12 protein-coding genes and 4 pseudogenes are annotated in these 16835 nt (G+C 58.8%); 9 read left to right on the top strand and 7 right to left on the bottom strand.

Annotated features, from left to right (window positions below; translation table 11 throughout):
- Positions 1–15 precede the first annotated feature (15 nt).
- The 3 genes and pseudogenes from ACA067_RS14775 to ACA067_RS14765 form a co-directional block, all read right to left on the bottom strand.
- A pseudogene (locus tag ACA067_RS14775) lies at positions 16–412 on the bottom strand (zinc-binding dehydrogenase); the annotation flags it as partial.
- A 21-nt stretch (positions 413–433) separates the two neighbouring features.
- The gene (gene salA, locus ACA067_RS14770) at positions 434–1717 is read right to left on the bottom strand and encodes a salicylate 1-monooxygenase (RefSeq protein WP_497462441.1); all 1284 of its coding nucleotides are present in this window, start codon (positions 1715–1717) and stop codon (positions 434–436) included.
- 176 nt (positions 1718–1893) lie between these two features.
- Positions 1894–3234: an MFS transporter gene (locus ACA067_RS14765; protein WP_497462440.1), complete on the bottom strand. Its 1341-nt coding sequence runs from the start codon at positions 3232–3234 to the stop codon at positions 1894–1896.
- Positions 3235–3571: 337 nt separating this feature from the next.
- Here ACA067_RS14765 and ACA067_RS14760 point away from each other — a divergent pair, with 337 nt between their 5' ends.
- The 4 genes from ACA067_RS14760 (at position 3572) to ACA067_RS14745 (ending at position 8145) form a co-directional block, all read left to right on the top strand.
- Positions 3572–4474: a LysR family transcriptional regulator gene (locus ACA067_RS14760; RefSeq protein WP_497462439.1), complete on the top strand. Its 903-nt coding sequence runs from the start codon at positions 3572–3574 to the stop codon at positions 4472–4474.
- 89 nt (positions 4475–4563) lie between these two features.
- Entirely contained in the window at positions 4564–6501 is a 1938-nt protein-coding gene (locus tag ACA067_RS14755; RefSeq protein ID WP_497462438.1) for an oxidoreductase, read from the top strand.
- Positions 6498–7040, top strand: a complete 543-nt coding sequence (locus tag ACA067_RS14750; protein ID WP_497462437.1) for a VOC family protein — start codon at positions 6498–6500, stop codon at positions 7038–7040. Before ACA067_RS14755 ends, ACA067_RS14750 begins: the two co-directional genes overlap by 4 nt.
- Before the next feature lie 178 nt (positions 7041–7218).
- A complete protein-coding gene (locus tag ACA067_RS14745) occupies positions 7219–8145 on the top strand; it encodes a helix-turn-helix domain-containing protein (protein ID WP_497462436.1) in 927 nt (308 codons plus the stop codon).
- A 126-nt stretch (positions 8146–8271) separates the two neighbouring features.
- Here ACA067_RS14745 and ACA067_RS14740 read toward each other — a convergent pair.
- Positions 8272–8439: pseudogene (locus tag ACA067_RS14740) on the bottom strand (transporter); the annotation flags it as partial.
- Between ACA067_RS14740 and dmpG the strand changes: the two are divergent.
- From dmpG to ACA067_RS14725, 3 genes and pseudogenes are all read left to right on the top strand, one after another.
- Positions 8437–9177, top strand: a pseudogene (gene dmpG, locus ACA067_RS14735) (4-hydroxy-2-oxovalerate aldolase); the annotation flags it as partial. The pseudogenes ACA067_RS14740 and dmpG sit on opposite strands and share 3 nt — an antisense overlap.
- A complete protein-coding gene (locus ACA067_RS14730) occupies positions 9163–9591 on the top strand; it encodes a DUF6701 domain-containing protein (protein WP_497462781.1) in 429 nt (142 codons plus the stop codon). The pseudogene dmpG and the gene ACA067_RS14730, both read left to right, overlap by 15 nt.
- Positions 9588–10963, top strand: a pseudogene (locus ACA067_RS14725) (hypothetical protein). The gene ACA067_RS14730 and the pseudogene ACA067_RS14725 overlap by 4 nt, the downstream one beginning before the upstream one ends.
- Here the strand turns inward: ACA067_RS14725 and ACA067_RS14720 are convergent.
- From ACA067_RS14720 to ACA067_RS14710, 3 genes are read right to left on the bottom strand one after another with little or no spacing between them, the layout of a single operon-like run.
- Complete coding sequence (locus ACA067_RS14720) at positions 10960–12189, bottom strand: CaiB/BaiF CoA transferase family protein (RefSeq protein WP_497462435.1); 1230 nt, start codon at positions 12187–12189, stop codon at positions 10960–10962. The pseudogene ACA067_RS14725 and the gene ACA067_RS14720 sit on opposite strands and share 4 nt — an antisense overlap.
- Position 12190: 1 nt before the next feature.
- The gene (locus tag ACA067_RS14715) at positions 12191–13729 is read right to left on the bottom strand and encodes a 3-hydroxyacyl-CoA dehydrogenase (RefSeq protein WP_497462434.1); all 1539 of its coding nucleotides are present in this window, start codon (positions 13727–13729) and stop codon (positions 12191–12193) included.
- Positions 13730–13732: 3 nt separating this feature from the next.
- Positions 13733–14518, bottom strand: coding sequence for an enoyl-CoA hydratase (locus tag ACA067_RS14710; RefSeq protein WP_497462433.1), 786 nt, complete (start codon positions 14516–14518; stop codon positions 13733–13735).
- Positions 14519–14754: 236 nt separating this feature from the next.
- Here ACA067_RS14710 and ACA067_RS14705 point away from each other — a divergent pair, with 236 nt between their 5' ends.
- Entirely contained in the window at positions 14755–15621 is an 867-nt protein-coding gene (locus ACA067_RS14705) for an IclR family transcriptional regulator (RefSeq protein ID WP_497462432.1), read from the top strand.
- A 58-nt stretch (positions 15622–15679) separates the two neighbouring features.
- Positions 15680–16834, top strand: coding sequence for an acyl-CoA dehydrogenase family protein (locus tag ACA067_RS14700; protein ID WP_497462431.1), 1155 nt, complete (start codon positions 15680–15682; stop codon positions 16832–16834).
- Position 16835 lies beyond the last annotated feature (1 nt).

Raw genomic sequence — 16835 nt, 5'->3', positions numbered from 1 at the left:
TGGAAATCGAAAAAGTCAGATCGACGCAGGGACTGGCATGCGAAGAATCGGTTTGATGGTGACACCGCGTTCGCTATCGGCCATCGCCTGGTTCACCTCATCGAACTCGTAAAACTTGCAAAGCTTGTCGAAGGGGAATCGGCCCTGCAGATAGAGATCAACCAGCTTCGGAATAAAGGCATTGAATACGTTGAACCGGATCCTCTTCGCGGCTATTGATGACATGGGTTGCCCCCAGTTCGCGCGCCAGTTCCAGCCGACTCGGGGTGACGTCCACAGCAATGATGGTCGTAGCGCCGGCGACCTTCGCGGCCATTACTGCAGCCAGGCCGACCGCGCCGGCACCAAAGGCGGCGAAGCTCGATTCGGCCTCAACCTTGAGAGCATTGAGAACCGATCCTGCGCCTCCCTGCGTGCATGTCGGTTCAAGTCGTTAGGCAAGTGCTCGCCAACCCAACTGGGCACGAGCCTCTTGCAGGTCGGACTGCATATCGTGATTCCACAGCCAGTCGAAACGCTCTGCGAGGGTTTTGCCCAGCAGTTGTTCGTCATCGGCTACAGCTGGATCACGCAGTTCATAAAGCTCCCCTGCTTCCCAGGATGTGCGCTGCACACGACAGGCACGTGGACGACGGATTGCGTCGTAAGCCGCGAGCACCGCTTGTGGCTGGCTGGCAAGGACCTGCGGATCGGCCAGCAATCGCGCCAGAAGCCAGGCGTCTTCCAACCCCTGACCTGCGCCAGCGCCCTGGTGCGGCAACATTGCATGCGCAGCATCGCCGATCAGCGCCACGCGGCCGTGCACGTAGCCTGGCAACTCATCGAGTTCATGCAGCGCCCAAAGGGTGGGTGCCGGAATGCATTCGAGCAGCACCCGTGCAGCATCTCCCCAATGATTGAAGGCAGAGAGCATTTCTTCCTGGCTGGCATTGCGCACCCATGGAGAATCGCTTGGCCAGGTTGGATCAGGGCGACTGCGATCGGAAATGAAGGCCACAACGTTGATAAGCCGGCCTTGTTTAACGGGGAATGTCAGGATATGTGCATCAAGACCCAAGTACATCTGCGGGACGTCGACCAAGTGCTCATCGACACCCCGAGCCCGGTAGGCTGCGCGCAGCTGTTGGCTGTCGATCATCCCACGGTAGGCGCAAGTACCACTGAAACGCGGTGCCACAAGGGGTTGGCCAAGACCGTTGAGAACATGATCACGAATTGAAGACTTGATACCGTCCGCGGCGATCAACAGGTCGCAGCGATGCTCAGTGCCATCGGTGAAAAGGACGCGAGCCTGCTCGGCATCCTGCTCCACGCTGACGGCGCGCTTACCGAATTGGGCGATCCCTTCGGGCAGCTGGCTGGCCAGAGCATCGAGGAAGTCAGCACGGTGTACCGAAGACTGCCCTACCCCTTCGGCCAGGCTTGCGCCTAGATAACCGGCATCTTCACCACGACGCCATTCGAACCAGATGTCCTGCCAGGGGTCCTGTGTTTGGTCGGCAATCTTGCGGTAGGGTTCGGCAATACCCAGACCCGCGATAGCACGAACGGCATTGGCGCCGAAGGAGACACCTGCTCCGACCTCGCCAAAGGCTGCAGCCGCTTCGAACAACTGCACGCTCAGATGGGAATGACGGCACAGGTCCAGGGCCAGAGCCACGCCGGCAATACCGCCGCCAACAATACCGATTTGCAATTTGGATTGAGAAGTACGCATAGCAAGTTACCCATGAGGCTGATTGTTATTGGAGTAACCAAATCATCGCCATCTGAGCGCTATTGATAAATACCGCAACTCCCATACATCCCATCATGGGTGTGAATATTACTTCGCGGGACGAGCAGTCATTGGCCAGGCGAGCCCTTCCTTGAGCTCGCCTGTTTCGGCCATCGTTACTGCGACACGGCTTGCCTGGATGAAGCGGCCTGACGGCTTGAAGCGTTCTGAATGAGAAACACCAGAATAGCGATGGCTCCTATCAGACCTGGTACTGCGAAGATGAGAAAGCTCGCTTGCAGCGGCAATGAAGAAGCGTGCAGTGCGCCGCCCAGCAAAGGACCGATGATGGCTCCGGTGCGACCGACGCCCATCGCCCAACCAAGCCCTGTAGACCGTATGTGCGCAGGGTAATACTGCACCGTGCAGGCGTTGGCCAGGATCTGCGTGCCAATGGTGCACGCCCCTGCTATGGCGATGAGCAAATAAAGTACCGGTAACGGCGCCTTGAGCGCTAACAGACTCAGGGCTAATGCTCCACAACTGAAAAACCCGAACAAGACCTTGGCGATACCAATTCGGTCCCCCAGCCATCCACCGGCCACCGCGCCAATAATCGCGCCGACATTTAGCGCAATCAGAAACGCCAGGCTGGAGTTCAATCCATAGCCTGCAGCGCTCATGAGTTTTGGCAGCCAGGAGCTCAATGCATACACCATCAGCAAACAACAGAAAAACGCTAGCCACAGCATGAAGGTGCTCAACTTGCGCCCGTCCTGGAACAGCTGCGCGATCGACACAGTCGTGCCTTTGGCGACCATCTGGTTCAACTGGTCATTGGCAGTGGGTTCATAAGACGGCGCGGCTTGTGCCAACAGATTTTGGGCCTTGACGGTCTGCCCGGTGCGCAGCAGGAAATCCATCGACTCTGGCAATTGTCGTATCAGCAATGGCAAGGCCAACAGCGGAATCAGCGCGACGTAGAACACGGCCTGCCATCCCCACTGCGGGATCAGCACCATGCCCAGGCTCGCCGAAAGCATTCCCCCTAACGAGTAGCCACTGAACATGATCGCGACTAAAGTGCTGCGGGATTTCTTCGGCGCGTACTCGTTCATCAATGCGACAACGTTGGGCATCACCCCCCCGATTCCAAGGCCGGCGATGAACCGGCATAACGCAAACGCCTCGGGGCTCTGGGCCAAGCCGTTGATCGCTGTGACCCCACTGAAGATGGCGACACACATCATGATGGTTTTACGTCGGCCTATACGATCCGACAATGAACCGAAAAACAACGCACCCAGCATCATGCCCACCAGCGCGCAACTGCCTAGCGCTCCAGCCTGCAATGAGCTGAGACCCCACTCGGACATCAGTGAGGGCAGCACGACCCCATAGACGACCAGATCATAACCGTCGAAAATGATGATGAGCGCGCACCAGAACAGCACGCGCGCATGGAAGGTATTGAAACGTGCCCCGTCAATCAGGGCTGATACATCAATCGTACGCATGGCATCGCTCTTCTTGTCATTGTTATAGAGCCGGAGGATCTGACGCCTCCGGGAATTGCGCGGTGCCCAATGGATTACGCAGAGCGTTCAGGACTGGACATGGATTCGATCATGGGCAAACCATCAACCCTGATAAATGCAGCCAGGCGAATACGCATTATTTCGAACGTGAATAAAGATCGTGGACGAGCAAAAGCCCCATTGCTCTCACGATGGACGCGGCGCTCTGGCGCTTGTTAGGCTTGGGACTCTTGCAGCGGCGATTTCAGAGCGGTGCAGAGCCAACAATGGGCAAAGATCTATCGCCCTCACGAGAGCGCAATCTGCACGAGGCGTTATGGAATTACGTGAACTTGATCTCAATCTTCTTCTGGTATTCAACCAACTGCTGATCGACCGCCGGGTATCGACGGCGGCAGATAATCTCGATCTGACCCAGCCCGCTGTCAGCAACGCGTTAAAGCGACTGCGTGTCGCTTTGAACGACGAGCTTTTCGTTCGCACTTATCAGGGAATGGAGCCCACGCCCTATGCCCGGCAGTTGGCTGAGCCGGTTGCACTGGCCATTCAGACCTTACGTGATGCACTGAGCCGACAGGACAAGTTCGACCCGCTCACCTGCAATCGCAGATTTACGATGGCAATGACCGACATTGGTGAAATCTACTTCATGCCGCGGCTGATGGACGCTCTGGCTGAACGCGCTCCGGGTTGCTCGATCAGCACACTGCGCAACACCTCCGATACCTTGGCCGAAGGATTGCAGAACGGTGCGATCGACCTCGCCGTTGGATTACTGCCGCACCTGCAGGCTGGATTTTTCCAGCAGCGCCTGTTTCATCATCGCTATGTCTGCATATGCCGCAAGGACCACCCTGCCACCAGGGAACCGTTAACGCTGGAGCGCTTTTGCAGCTATGAACATGTTCGCGTCGTAGCGGCGAACACGGGGCACGGTGAAGTCGATACGTTTCTGGCGCGGGCCGGCATCGAGCGAAACATACGCCTGGAGGTTCCCCATTTCGTCGCCGTAGGTCACATACTTCAACGCACCGACTTGATGGCAACGGTGCCTGAACGATTCGCCAGCAGTTGCGAACAACCCTTCGGACTCGCGGTTCTACCGACGCCAGTGGAGCTGCCAAATATCGAAATAAACCTGTTCTGGCATGCACGCTATAACAAGGATCCCGCCAATCGTTGGCTTCGCCAGCTGATGTTTGAGTTGTTCTCTGATTAAGTCACCTGAGCGCGTACCGCTGCGACGCCAAAGCAGGATTCTTCAACGCCTGGGCATAAACGTTCAATACTCAGGCCGGCTCTCATTCCATGCTCGAACCTCAAAACAAAAAAAATATTGAGGAGATGGCAATGGCACACCTAGACATCCGTAATCTTCTGGTTACAGACAGCCCTGCTGCGGCACTCTACCAGCCAGGGCGGATCGGCACCCTGCAATTGCGCAACCGCTTCGTGCAAGCGCCGATCTTCACTCAGTTCGCCAGTACCTTCGGTGAGGTTGACGATAAGCTCATCGAATACCATCGGGCCCGCGCCCGTGGAGGGGTGGGGCTGATCATCACCGAAAACACCTCTATCGATTGGGAAGTCGGGCGCACGGCAGGCCACCCGATGCGAATTGACCACGACAGGTTCATTGGCGCACTCAGCAATCTGGTCGACGCCGTCCACGGTGAAGGCGCGAAGATTGCGGTGCAGCTGCACCACACTGGGCGCCAGAACTCCCAAGGCAATACGGAACGCAACGAACCGCCACTCGCGCCGACAGCAGGCATCACCAGCGCCTTCGGCACTCCACCGCGAGCAATCGAAGAACATGAAATTCCCGGGCTGATCGACAAATATGTCCAAGGTGCCCGGCGCGCCGTGGCTGCTGGTTTTGATGCCGTTGAGCTGCACGGTGCGCATGGCTATTTGCTCGGCCAGTTTCTCTCCCCTTTCACCAACAAACGCACCGACCGTTGGGGTGGATCCCTTGAAAACCGTGCCCGTTTCGCCCTCGAAGTCGTGCGTGGGGTTCGCGCACAGGTCGGTGCAGACTTTCCGATCCTGTATCGCCTGAGCGTGATGGAGCCTTACGAGGGCGGCCTCTCCCTGGAAGATGGCCTGGCTTTTTGCGAAATGCTCGAGCCTTACGTCGACGCCCTGGATGTCAGCGCCGGGAACTACGACACGGCGATGACGTTGCTGCCCATGATCGCGCCAGGATCATTAGTGGATTACGCCAAGCTCGTGAAAAAGCGTGTCTCGATCCCGGTGATCGGCGTCGGTCGTCTCACCTGGCTCTTTGACGAGATGGCACAATCGGTGTCCAACGGCGAACTCGACTTTGTGGCCTTGGGTCGATCTGGTCTTGCGGACCCCGAAACGGTTAACAAGACACGGCGCGGGCAACCGCAGAGTGTCCGCCGCTGCCTGGCGGTCAATGAATGCATCTCACGGTGGATGTTCAACGGCAAGGGCACCCAGTGCGTGATAAACCCTACCCTCGGCCAGGAACGCCGGGCGAGTGACGCTCGCCGCCCGGCGTCCAATCAGCAACAAGTACTGATCGTCGGTGGCGGGCCTTCCGGCTGTGAGGCCGCGATCCTCGCCGCTGAGCGCGGACATCGTGTGCGGTTAGTCGAAAGATCGGATCGCATCGGCGGTCAACTTCATGCCTGGGCAGCTGCGAGCCCGTTTCGCATGGAGGTCAAGAACATGATCCACTTCTACGAGAGCGAACTTGAACGCGTGGGCGTCGACGTGCAATTCAATACCGATGCAGCTGATTTGGACTTGTCCCCGTGGGACACCGTACTGCTTGCGACCGGTACCGTTGCGCAGGATCAAGGTCCGGATGTGGCCGACATGCTGGCAAACGCGGATCTGCCCATGGCTGACGACGTCACCGTATTTGGTGAAACCGAGACCGCAATGTTCGCCGCCCTGTGGATGGCCGAGCAAGGCAAAAAGGTCAGCCTTGTTTCACCCGCTGATGGGGTGGGTGTCGATACCAATGATATGCAGCGCGACCATCTTACCGGCCTTCTCAAGGGCCTGGACGTATCGATCCGGACAGCCGGCACGGCGCCCGATGACGGCTATGTGGTGATGGCGACCGCCCGCAATGCTTCCACTGTACTGGAGGAGTCCGTCGATGACATTCGCGTCCATAGCATCGGAACGAGGTCGCGTGGCGGGCGGATGTATGAGGCGACCCAGTCCGGCTTCTGGGCGGCAGCGAAAATAGGAGAGTTGACATGAACGTTCGCGCGATCGAACACGTAGGCATTACCGTTCCGGATATGGAAGCGGCAACCCGATTCTTCGTCGACGCCTTTGGTGCCGAGAAGCTATACGACATGCTTGACGCGCCCTTAGGAGGGCCTGAGGTGGAGGCGGGACTCGGCATTGCACCCGGTGCTGTGATTACCGCAATCCGCATGCTTCGTCTTGGCAACGGCCCCAACCTGGAGCTGTTTTCCTACACCGGGGTGCCGCAGTCGCAGCCCGTTGTTCCAAGCGACTTGGGTATTCAGCACATCTGTATTTACGTTGACGATATCGACGCTGCCGCCAATCGTCTGGAGAAGGCCGGTGGTGTTCTGCTCAGCCGCCCTGGCGACCTCCCGGGCGGTGACGCCGGGAAAGGTAATCGCTACGTATACACCCGCACGCCTTGGGGCAGCACGATTGAACTGGTGACTTACCCATCGGCGCAGGCCTACGAGCGCCACACTCACCTGCGCCGATGGCGACCGGGTTATGCCGAGCCGAGTGACCACGAAACCCAGGTGAAGTAAGAGAAGGCTTGCCAGACGAGCTGTGGAACCCCCCCCGATCGATGGCAAGCTTGTTTTGCTTACAAGCTTGAAGGATGTGTTAGTTTTTGAATGTGAGAACGCTACGCCATCAACCCTCAAAAACTGGCAAGTGCTGATAAAAAACTCCACTGCAAATACCAATAAAAAGGGAGTTGTGATGAGTGCCATCCTCTTAACGCCAGAAAAAATGCTGGACGTTATCCCTGGTGAAGTCACGATCAAAGGTACCGTTGAGACTGCACCCGATAACGGCATGTCGATCCGCGGCTATCGCTTTGACAAAACCGAAGTCAGCATCCCCTGCATGCGCGATTACGAGCTGGTGAGATGGAAATCGGGAACATCCAATCTGGGTTTCCATGATGGCAAGCAATGGCAAAAATGGTCCGTTGGCGATAACGACGTGACCATTTTGACTCGAGGCGAATCATCCAGGTGGTACTGGATGAACGATATCGAAGTCAGTCATATCTACATCTCGCAAGCGATGATGGCGAAGGTCGCCAATGAAGTTTTTCAACAGGATGTTGACGGTGTTTTTGTCGACCACTGCCCCATCGTCAACGACGCGAAGCTCTCCAGGCTCATGGCAAGTTATGAAATGGAATGCTTGAGTGGCGAACCGGGCAGCAGCATCTTCGCCCAGACCCTGGAAATACAGATGTGCATTCATCTGCTGCGCCAGTATGTGCGCTGTGACCTGAGAGACAGCGATCAAGCGTCTCGCCTGACGAACATGAAACGCGACCAGCTTCAGCAATACATCGATTCACACCTGGCCTGCCCGATTTCGGTAAAAGATATGGCCGCCATAGTCGACCTGAGCCCGTCGTACTTTGTACGGGTGTTCGGGGCTGTGTACGGGGTCTCGCCCCATCAGTACGTTCAGTCGCGCCGCTTGAAAAAAGCTGAGCGGATCTTGTCTACGGTGCGTGATGTACCGTTGAAAGCGGTCGCCATGGATTGCGGGTTCTCGGACCAGAGCCACATGACCCGACTGTTCCAGGAAAAACTGTCCATGACGCCCAAGCAGTATCGCGAGAAAAACGTATCCAGGCTTTTTGGTTCATTGGCCTTACAGTAACGAGCCCAAGGCCTAAGGACGACAATCAACTCACCCGTGAACGCGGTCGAACCATTTACAGATGACGGTTGGGGGGCGCTCCAGCAGCGCATAGAGCGCACGCGTTACAAATCAGACCAGACTCAGCTAGAAAGGTATCGTCAATTTCAACCAATACGCGTTGCCTTCGGCCCTGTTTCGCACTGCTGACTCCTGTTGCCATTTCGCAGTCAAAAACCAACCTTTATTGCTGGTATATTTGATAGATGGACCAATAGCAAACGCATGTCCTTTGTTGTTCTCAATCCGTTCGCCCGCGCCCTGGACAAGGCCAAGGTTGATTCGATCGAAGTCGCCCACGGTGACGGGCTGCAAGGGTCGAGTTTCAACTACGGCTTTGCCGCGCACACGGATCTGGAGTGGATCGAAGCGGCCGCCGATGTCATCACTCACGCCAAAATCACCACTCTGTTGTTGCCCGGCATCAGTACGGTGCATGACCTCAAGGCGGCCTACAACGCCGGGGCGCGGGTGGTGCGCATCGCCACCCATTGCACCGAAGCGGACGTGTCGAAACAGCACATCGAATACGCCCGCGAACTGGGCATGGACACCGTCGGCTTCCTGATGATGAGCCACATGATCCCGGCCGAGCAGTTGGCGGCGCAAGCCAAGCTGATGGAAAGCTACGGCGCCACCTGCGTGTACATGGCCGACTCCGGCGGGGCGATGAACATGCAGGACATCCGCGAGCGTTTCCGCGCGTTCAAGGAGGTGCTCAAGCCGGAAACCGAGACTGGCATGCACGCCCACCACAACCTGTCCCTCGCAGCGCTGACCTGCAATCCGCAGCCGATCACCATCAGTGCCTGCAGCAGTGCCGACTGCAGCCTTTACGCCGATCCAGTCAGTATGACCCTGAGCCCCTCCAGCGGTTGGACAGCCACACCGCCTGCGGTCATGAGCGGTAACACCATTACCTTCAGCGGCGGCAGTGCCCAGGCAACGTTGCGCAGCAGCACCGTGGGGAATGTAAGCCTGGCTGTCGGCGCATCGGTCCCCGCAAGCACCGGGCCGGTCGTCTGCTCGACCAGTGGCTGTACGATCGGCTACGCCGAGAGCGGTTTTATGTTCGATGTGCCGACCCTGATCGCTGCCCGACCACAGAGCCATATTGCCTTGCGCGCCGTGAAAAAAAGCGACACCTCGCAGGCCTGTGTGCCGGGGTTTTCCAATGTCACCCGCACACTGGGTTTTAGCTCGGCCTGGCTTGATCCCGGTACGGGCAGTCAACCGGTGATGGTCAATGGCTCCGCGGTAACAGGCAGCCCGCGCGAGATCGACCTGGCCTTCGACAGCACCGGCAGCACGCCCCTTACCGTCCGTTACGACGACGCCGGGCAGATGCTGCTCTCTCTGCCAGCTATCAGGGCATCGCGGCCAACAACGATGCCGGACTCAGCATGAGCGGGAGCGATGTGTTCGTCGCCAAACCCTACGGCTTGTGCCGGCAGACCGATTCAACGTGCAGCGTTGCGGGTATCAGTAGCGATTGCAAGGTGTTCCCCAATGTGCGCGCGGGCGATTCGTTTCCCCTGCGCATCCAGGCGGTCGGCTGGCTGGCGGACGACGAGCCCCGGACGGCGGCTGCGTTGTGCCGCGACCACAACGTCACGCGCAATTTCCGAATGAGTGACATTCCCCTGGTCAGTGAAGTGGTCGTTCCCCTGCCCGGCGACAACGGAACAGTCTCGCCGGCTCACTACAGTCATGCTTCAGGTAGCCAGACGACGACCCTCACTTCCATTTCCGAAGTCGGCGTATTTCGACTGCGCGCAACGCCATTGGCCAATGCCTATTTCGGTGAAACCGTCAGTGGCGGTGAGAGCGGCCTGGTCGGACGTTTGATTCCCGCTTATCTGGGCGTCCAGGCAAGTGCCAGCCTCACGCCCAGCTGTGATTCGTCCTTCAGTTATCAGGGTCAGCCCATGGCTTTTGCCGCCGGACAAGAGCCTAACCTGAAGGTCACCGGTTTCAATCGCGCCGCCAGCATCAAGCATAACTATGATCGCGGCGCATTCTGGCGGTTGGCGACGCCGGTGCCGGATGCATACACCTCTACTACCGGCAAGCTCAGCCTGGATGCCAGCGGACGCCTGACCAACAGTGGCGGAGCACGTCTGACGCGAGGTGGTGTCGACGATGGCGACGGCAGCCAGAGCTACCGTTGGAGCAACGAAACCCTGCAGTACACCCCGGCAATCCTGCCATTGGCCGATGACCGGCCATTTATTGCGGCCATTGCCGGGAGCTTCAGCGCTGCGACATTGACCGATAGCGATGGTGCGTGTTTTGGTGATGGCAATGGTTGTTCGGCGTATCACTATGACTTCGCCAACAACTCTGGCAGCGAAGTCCGTCTCGGCCGCTTGCGTCTGGGCAACGCCCATGGCTCGGAATTTCAGAGTCTGGACCTGCCCTTGAGCATCGAAACCTGGCAAAACGTTGCAGGTGGCAGCTTTCGGGTTGAAGGCCTGGATACCTGCACCACGGCAACCGTTTTGCAGGCGCCAGGGCTAACCTCATACACGGGCAGCTCAGCCAGGAAAACTACGCAAATGACCAGATCACATTATTCGCACCGAGTGCTGGCCTGGGCCTGTTGCGCCTGCAGCCTCCCGGCGTCAATGGATCAGTTCTCGGTCAGTTGCCGGCAATGCCGTCCTGGCTTTTCTATGACTGGAATGGCCAGGGCCGCGAGGCGGCAACGGGTCTGGCCAGATTCGGTATCTATCGAGGTTCGCCGTCGATGATATTTCGCCGGGAGGTTTATCGCTAAAGCTGCTCGATGACACCGCGCGCCTTCAACTCGGCCAGGCGTTCATCGTCCAGCCCCAACTGACGCTTGAGGACTTCATCCGTATGTTCACCCAGCATCGGGGCCGGGCGCAGATACTCGACGGGCGTGCCTGACAACTTGATGGGACTGCCCACGGTAACGAAATCGGCCTTCAGCGGGTGGGGGATGTTCACCAGCATATTGCGCGCCTTCACTTGTGGCTCGTCCAGTGCCTGGGCGATGCTGTTGATCGCCCCTACCGGCACGCCCTGGGGGTGAATCCGTCGCACCCATTCATCGGCGGTAGCGCCGAGGAAATGCTGCGCAAGAATCTCGATGACCGCCTCCCGATTAGTCACTCTGTCCGCATTGCGCGCGAAACGTGGGTCTGCAGGAAGGTCCGTCAGACCGATAGCCTCGCACAGTGCGATAAACTGGGAGTCATTGCCGCAGGCGATAATGAAATCCTGGTCACTGGCGCGGAATACCTGATACGGCACGATGTTGGCGTGGGCGTTACCGTAGCGGCCTGGGGGTTTGCCGGACGCCAGGTAGTTCTGGCTCTGGTTGCACAGCGTGGCGACTTGAACATCAAGTAGCGCCATGTCGATGTGCTGACCCACGCCGGTTTTCTCGCGACTGAGCAATGCAGCTTGAATAGCGACCGTCGAGTAGAGCCCGGTCATCAAATCAGAAAACGCCACGCCCACTTTCTGCGGCCCGCCACCCGGCAGGTCATCACGCTCCCCCGTGATGCTCATCAGCCCGCCGATTCCCTGGATGATGAAGTCATAGCCTGGCTCCGCAGCCCGCGGCCCGGTCTGCCCGAAGCCGGTCACCGAGCAATACACCAGCCGCGGATTGAGCTGGGACAAGGAGGCATAATCCAGCCCGTATTTGGCCAATGATCCGGCCTTGTAGTTTTCGATCAGCACATCGCAGTCGGTGGCCAGCGCACGCACCAGTTCCTGGCCTTCGGCGCTCGCCAGGTTCAGCGCCACCGACAGCTTGCCGCGGTTGGTCGATTGGTAATAAGAGGCTTCGTGGGTAGCCTCATCGTTCTGGCCCTTCATCCACGGCGGTCCCCAACCACGGGTGTCGTCACCCGCACCCGGTCGTTCAACCTTGATGACTTCGGCTCCCAGGTCGGCCAGGGTCTGGCCACACCAGGGACCGGCCAGCACACGGCTCAAGTCGAGCACGCGGTATCCAGTCAAAGCACCCATTTCATATCACCTTTGTTTGCGCGCATTCGGTGTGGCACAGCGACAGGCCGAGGGTCGCGCGGCGGCGCAGCCAAGGGCCCGGCCGATAACGCGGATCCCCCGTCAGTTCGGTCATGCGCTCCAGGATGGTCAGCAAGCGTTTGCTGCCGACACTGTCGCCCCAGGCCAACGGCCCCTGCGGATAACCCAGCCCCCGGCGCACGCCCTCCTCCAGGTCTTCGACGCTGGCGATGCGCTGTTGCACGATATCGCCGGCCAGGTTGACGATCATTGCCAGCACGCGTTGGGCGACGAAGCCGACGCTGTCGTTGATCACGCTGACACCGACGCCGTCGCGAGCCAGCAATGCATGCGCGGCATTGCGCATATCGACTCGGGTTGCCGGGTTCAGCATCAGCGTGCGGTAGCGAGCGCAGTCGAGCAGCGGGTCGATGCAGACCGTGCGTGTCGGGTCGGTGGCAAAGCGTTGCGTAGCGCTGGTGGCATCCAGGCCATAGGGCGCCAGCAAGCACAGTGCTGCGCTGGATGGCGTGGCGCCCTGCTCCACCTGCGCGCCCAGTTGCTCCAGCAAAGCCCTCAGGCTGACACGATCGGCGTCGTTCTCGGTCCCCAGCCACACCGGCGGCAGCGTCTCCACTACCGGCACTGCCTGTGCCTGGGGAGCATCAATCATTTGGCCGTTGGCGTATCGGTAAAAGCCACGCCCGACCTTGCGACCGACGTATCCGGCCTCAAGCATCTGCCGAGTCAATGCGGCCGGGCGATAGCGAGGCTCCTGGTAAAACTGGTTGTAGATCGACTCGATCACCGGGTGCGAGACATCCAGGGCTGTCAGGTCGAACAGCTCCAGCGGCCCCATGCGAAAACCCAGGCCTTCGCGCAGGATGCGGTCGATTTCGGCGGGCTCGGCCACGCCTTCCTTGAGCATTTGCAGGGCTTCGGTGCTGTAGGCTCGCCCCGCATGGTTGATGATGAAACCTGGCGTGTCCTTGGCCCGAATACCACGGTGGCCCATGCGCGCCGCCAACGCCTGCAAGCGATCACCCACCTGTGGATCACTGGCCAGGCCGTCGATGACTTCCACGACTTTCATCAGCGGCACCGGGTTAAAGAAATGGAACCCCGCGACACGCTCAGGACGCCGACATTCCCGGGCGATGCTGGTCACGGACAGCGACGAGGTATTGGTTGCCAGAATGCAATCGTCACCGACGACCGCTTCAAGCTGTGTGAGCAAAGCCTGCTTGGCATCCAGGCGCTCAATGATGGCTTCGACGACCAGGTCGACGTCCTTGAGCTCAGTCAGCGCGGTCGCTACCTGCAGGCGATCGAGTGTGGCCTGTGCATCTGCGCCCAGGACCTTGCCCTTGCTCACCAGCTTGTCCAGCGTCTGTTCAAGGTTATCGCGAGCGGCTTGGGCGGCGCCTTCGCGGTTGTCGAACAGCAGGACCTGAATACCGGCCTGGGCAGCAATCTGGGCAATGCCGGTGCCCATGATGCCGGCACCCACAACAGCCATGTGGTTGATCTCGCGTGTCATGAATCACTCTCCCGAGAAGGTGGCTTTGCGTTTTTCCAGGAAGGCACTGGCGCCCTCTTTCTGGTCCCTGGAATCGAACAGCAACTGAAACGCCTTGCGCTCCAACGCCAGGGCGCTGTCCAGGGGCAAGTCGGCCCCGAGCAGCATCACCTCCTTGATCTGCGCGACAGCCAGCGGCGGCAAGGCGGCTATTTCAGCGGCCAGCTCAAGGGCTCGCGGCACTGTGCGCTCGTCACTCACCACCTCGCTGACCATGCCCATGGCCAGCGCTTCGGGGGCCGCGACCAGACAGCCCGTCAGTGCGATACGCATCGCCTGGAACTTCCCGACGGCGCGAATCAGGCGTTGGGTGCCGCCGGCTCCCGGCATCAGGCCAAGCTTGACCTCCGGCTGGCCGAAGCGTGCCGATTGCCCTGCAACGATGATGTCGCAGTGCATCGCCAATTCGCAGCCGCCCCCCAAGGCAAAACCATTCACCGCGGCGATCACAGGTTTAGGGCAACGAGCGATGGCCTCCCACAAGTACTCCGTGTGGCGGCGATACATCTCGATAGGGCTGGCCTCGGCGAACTCGCGGATGTCGGCACCGGCGACAAAGCACTGTTCACCACCGGTGAGAACGATCGCACGCACCCTTTCATTGCCGGCCAGGGCGCGAAAGATCTCTGCCAACTGTTCGCGCACTGCGCTGTTGAGCGCGTTCTTGACCTCGGGCCGCTGGATCCGTACGACAGCGACGGCATCATCGCGGATTTGCAGATCCACTACAGCTTCAAGCTGGGAGTCCATACTCACCTCTTATTTTTGTTTCGCTATACGAAACTGAATACCGTAATTACGCTAAATCATAGGTACGCTTCTAAATTTCTGTAAACAGGAAAACAATAAATCTGTTTTTTTTCTTTAATTACAGTGATTTAGATATGACTAATAAACAGATTGGTTTTTTTAAACGTACCGAATACAATTTCGCCTGACGAAACTGTATTTTATTTTCTTGCATTTCTCGAAAGCGAGGTTCTACCATGGGTCGCAACAAGGCAGATCACCAGGCCGTGGACAAGTCCAAAGGAGCGGATGAAATCGGCTTACTGAAGATGGGCATGCTCGATCCCGCCAGCGCGCTGAGCGAAGACGAAAGCACTGGCCAGTTCGTGACTGCGCTGGCACGCGGACTTGAGCTGATGAGGTGTTTCACGCCGCGCGACAACGTGCTCGGCAATCAGGACCTGGCGCGAATGACCGGGCTGCCCAAACCGACGGTGACGCGTTTGACCAATACGCTGATGCGGCTGGGCTGCCTCAAGCGTGAAGTGCATTCAGGCAAGTATCAGCTGGACGTAGGTGTGTTGGGTTTCGGTTACGCCATGTTGTCGAATCTGGCGATTCGCACGGTGGCTCACCCCTTGATGGAGGAATTGGCCAATCACGCTCAGGCGGCCGTCGCCATGGCCGCCCGTGATCGTCTGCAAATGGTGTACCTGGATGTGGTTCAGGGTCAGGGCAACATGACCATGCGCCGGCAGATCGGCAGCTACTTGCCGCTGGCACAGAGTTCAGTGGGCCGGGCGTGCCTGGCGGCGATGCCGGAAACCGAGCGGGAATTTCTGCTCGACCACATTCGCCAGCGCGAATCGGAGCAATGGCCAGCCATCCGCAAGGGCCTGGACAGAGCGTTCAGGGATTTCGCCGACTACGGCTTCTGCCTGTCGGTCGGTGAGTGGCACCGCGACGTCAACTCCGTTGCAGTGCCGTTGCTGCACCCGCAGTACGGGTTGCTGACCTTCAACTGCGGTGGACCGAGCTTTCAGCTACCCCGTGAACAGCTCATGGACGATATCGGGCCTCGCCTGATCAACATGGTCAACAACATTGGCGCCGCTGCTCGCTGACGCAACGGAGTACGGCGCCCTAAAAAAAACGGCTCGCTTGCGAGCCTTGGGAGCGCACATGATCCGTGATACCGAAACCCTGCAAATACTGCTGGATTCCCTTCGTCAGTTCGTCAGCGAAGTGCTGATTCCGCGAGAGAACGAGGTTGCCGAGACCGACAACATCCCGGACGACATCGTTGTGCAATTGCAAGAGATGGGGCTGTTCGGCCTGACCCTTCCGGAAGAGTTCGGCGGCATGGGCGTGACCATGGAAGAAGAGGTCAACATCGCCTTCGAACTGGGGCGTACCTCCCCTGCCTTTCGTTCTTACATCGGCACCAACAACGGCATCGGCTCTATCGGCATACTGCTCGATGGCAGCCAGGAGCAGAAAGCCAAGTACCTGCCAAAGCTGGCCAGTGGCGAGCTACTCAGTGCCTTCTGCCTGACCGAACCCGACTCGGGGTCTGATGCTGCCTCGCTCAAAACCACGGCCGTGCGTGACGGCGACAGCTATATCCTCAACGGCACCAAGCGCTTCATCACCAATGCCCCCCACGCCAACATCTTCACCGTGATGGCGCGCACCAATCCGGACATCAAGGGTTCCGGTGGCATCAGTGCGTTCATCGTAGAGCGTGACACGGCCGGTATCTCGTTGGGTAAACCCGATCACAAGATGGGACACAGAGGCGCTCACACCTGCGACGTGATCTTCGAAAATGCCCGCGTTCCCGCCAGCCAACTGATCGGTGGCGTTGAAGGCGTGGGTTTTAAAACCGCCATGAAAGTACTGGATAAAGGTCGCCTGCATATTGCCGCCCTGAGCGTCGGCGCAGCCGAGCGCATGCTGGCCGATTCGCTGCAATACGCAATTGAGCGCAAGCAATTCGGCAAGCCGATTGCCGAATTTCAACTGATCCAGGCGATGCTTGCCGACAGCAAGGCGGAAATCTATGCAGCACGCTGCATGGTCCTGGATGCCGCACGCCAGCGTGACGACGGACGTAACGTCAGCACTGAAGCTTCCTGCGCCAAGATGTTCGCCACTGAAATGTGTGGACGGGTCGCCGATCGCTGCGTGCAGATTCATGGTGGCGCCGGCTATGTGAGCGAATATGCCATCGAGCGCTTCTATCGGGATGTTCGCCTGTTCCGCATTTATGAAGGCACCACCCAGATCCAGCAGCTGGTCATTGCCCGGAACATGATCCGCGACGCGCAAAGCTGAG

Source organism: Pseudomonas sp. LBUM1674, assembly GCF_059695635.1.
Note: the sequence above shows the minus strand (reverse complement) of the source record. Positions and strands in the feature narration are given on the sequence as shown.

Bases quoted from the DNA above. Each gene is read 5' to 3' on its own strand.
- ACA067_RS14720 (WP_497462435.1), bottom strand. From the start codon at position 12,189: ATGGGTGCTTTGACTGGATACCGCGTGCTCGACTTGAGCCGTGTGCTG.
- ACA067_RS14750 (WP_497462437.1), top strand. From the start codon at position 6,498: ATGAACGTTCGCGCGATCGAACACGTAGGCATTACCGTTCCGGATATG.
- ACA067_RS14705 (WP_497462432.1), top strand. From the start codon at position 14,755: ATGGGTCGCAACAAGGCAGATCACCAGGCCGTGGACAAGTCCAAAGGA.
- ACA067_RS14715 (WP_497462434.1), bottom strand. From the start codon at position 13,729: ATGACACGCGAGATCAACCACATGGCTGTTGTGGGTGCCGGCATCATG.
- ACA067_RS14710 (WP_497462433.1), bottom strand. From the start codon at position 14,518: ATGGACTCCCAGCTTGAAGCTGTAGTGGATCTGCAAATCCGCGATGAT.
- ACA067_RS14760 (WP_497462439.1), top strand. From the start codon at position 3,572: ATGGAATTACGTGAACTTGATCTCAATCTTCTTCTGGTATTCAACCAA.
- ACA067_RS14755 (WP_497462438.1), top strand. From the start codon at position 4,564: ATGCTCGAACCTCAAAACAAAAAAAATATTGAGGAGATGGCAATGGCA.
- ACA067_RS14745 (WP_497462436.1), top strand. From the start codon at position 7,219: ATGAGTGCCATCCTCTTAACGCCAGAAAAAATGCTGGACGTTATCCCT.
- ACA067_RS14765 (WP_497462440.1), bottom strand. From the start codon at position 3,234: ATGCGTACGATTGATGTATCAGCCCTGATTGACGGGGCACGTTTCAAT.
- ACA067_RS14700 (WP_497462431.1), top strand. From the start codon at position 15,680: ATGATCCGTGATACCGAAACCCTGCAAATACTGCTGGATTCCCTTCGT.
- salA (WP_497462441.1), bottom strand. From the start codon at position 1,717: ATGCGTACTTCTCAATCCAAATTGCAAATCGGTATTGTTGGCGGCGGT.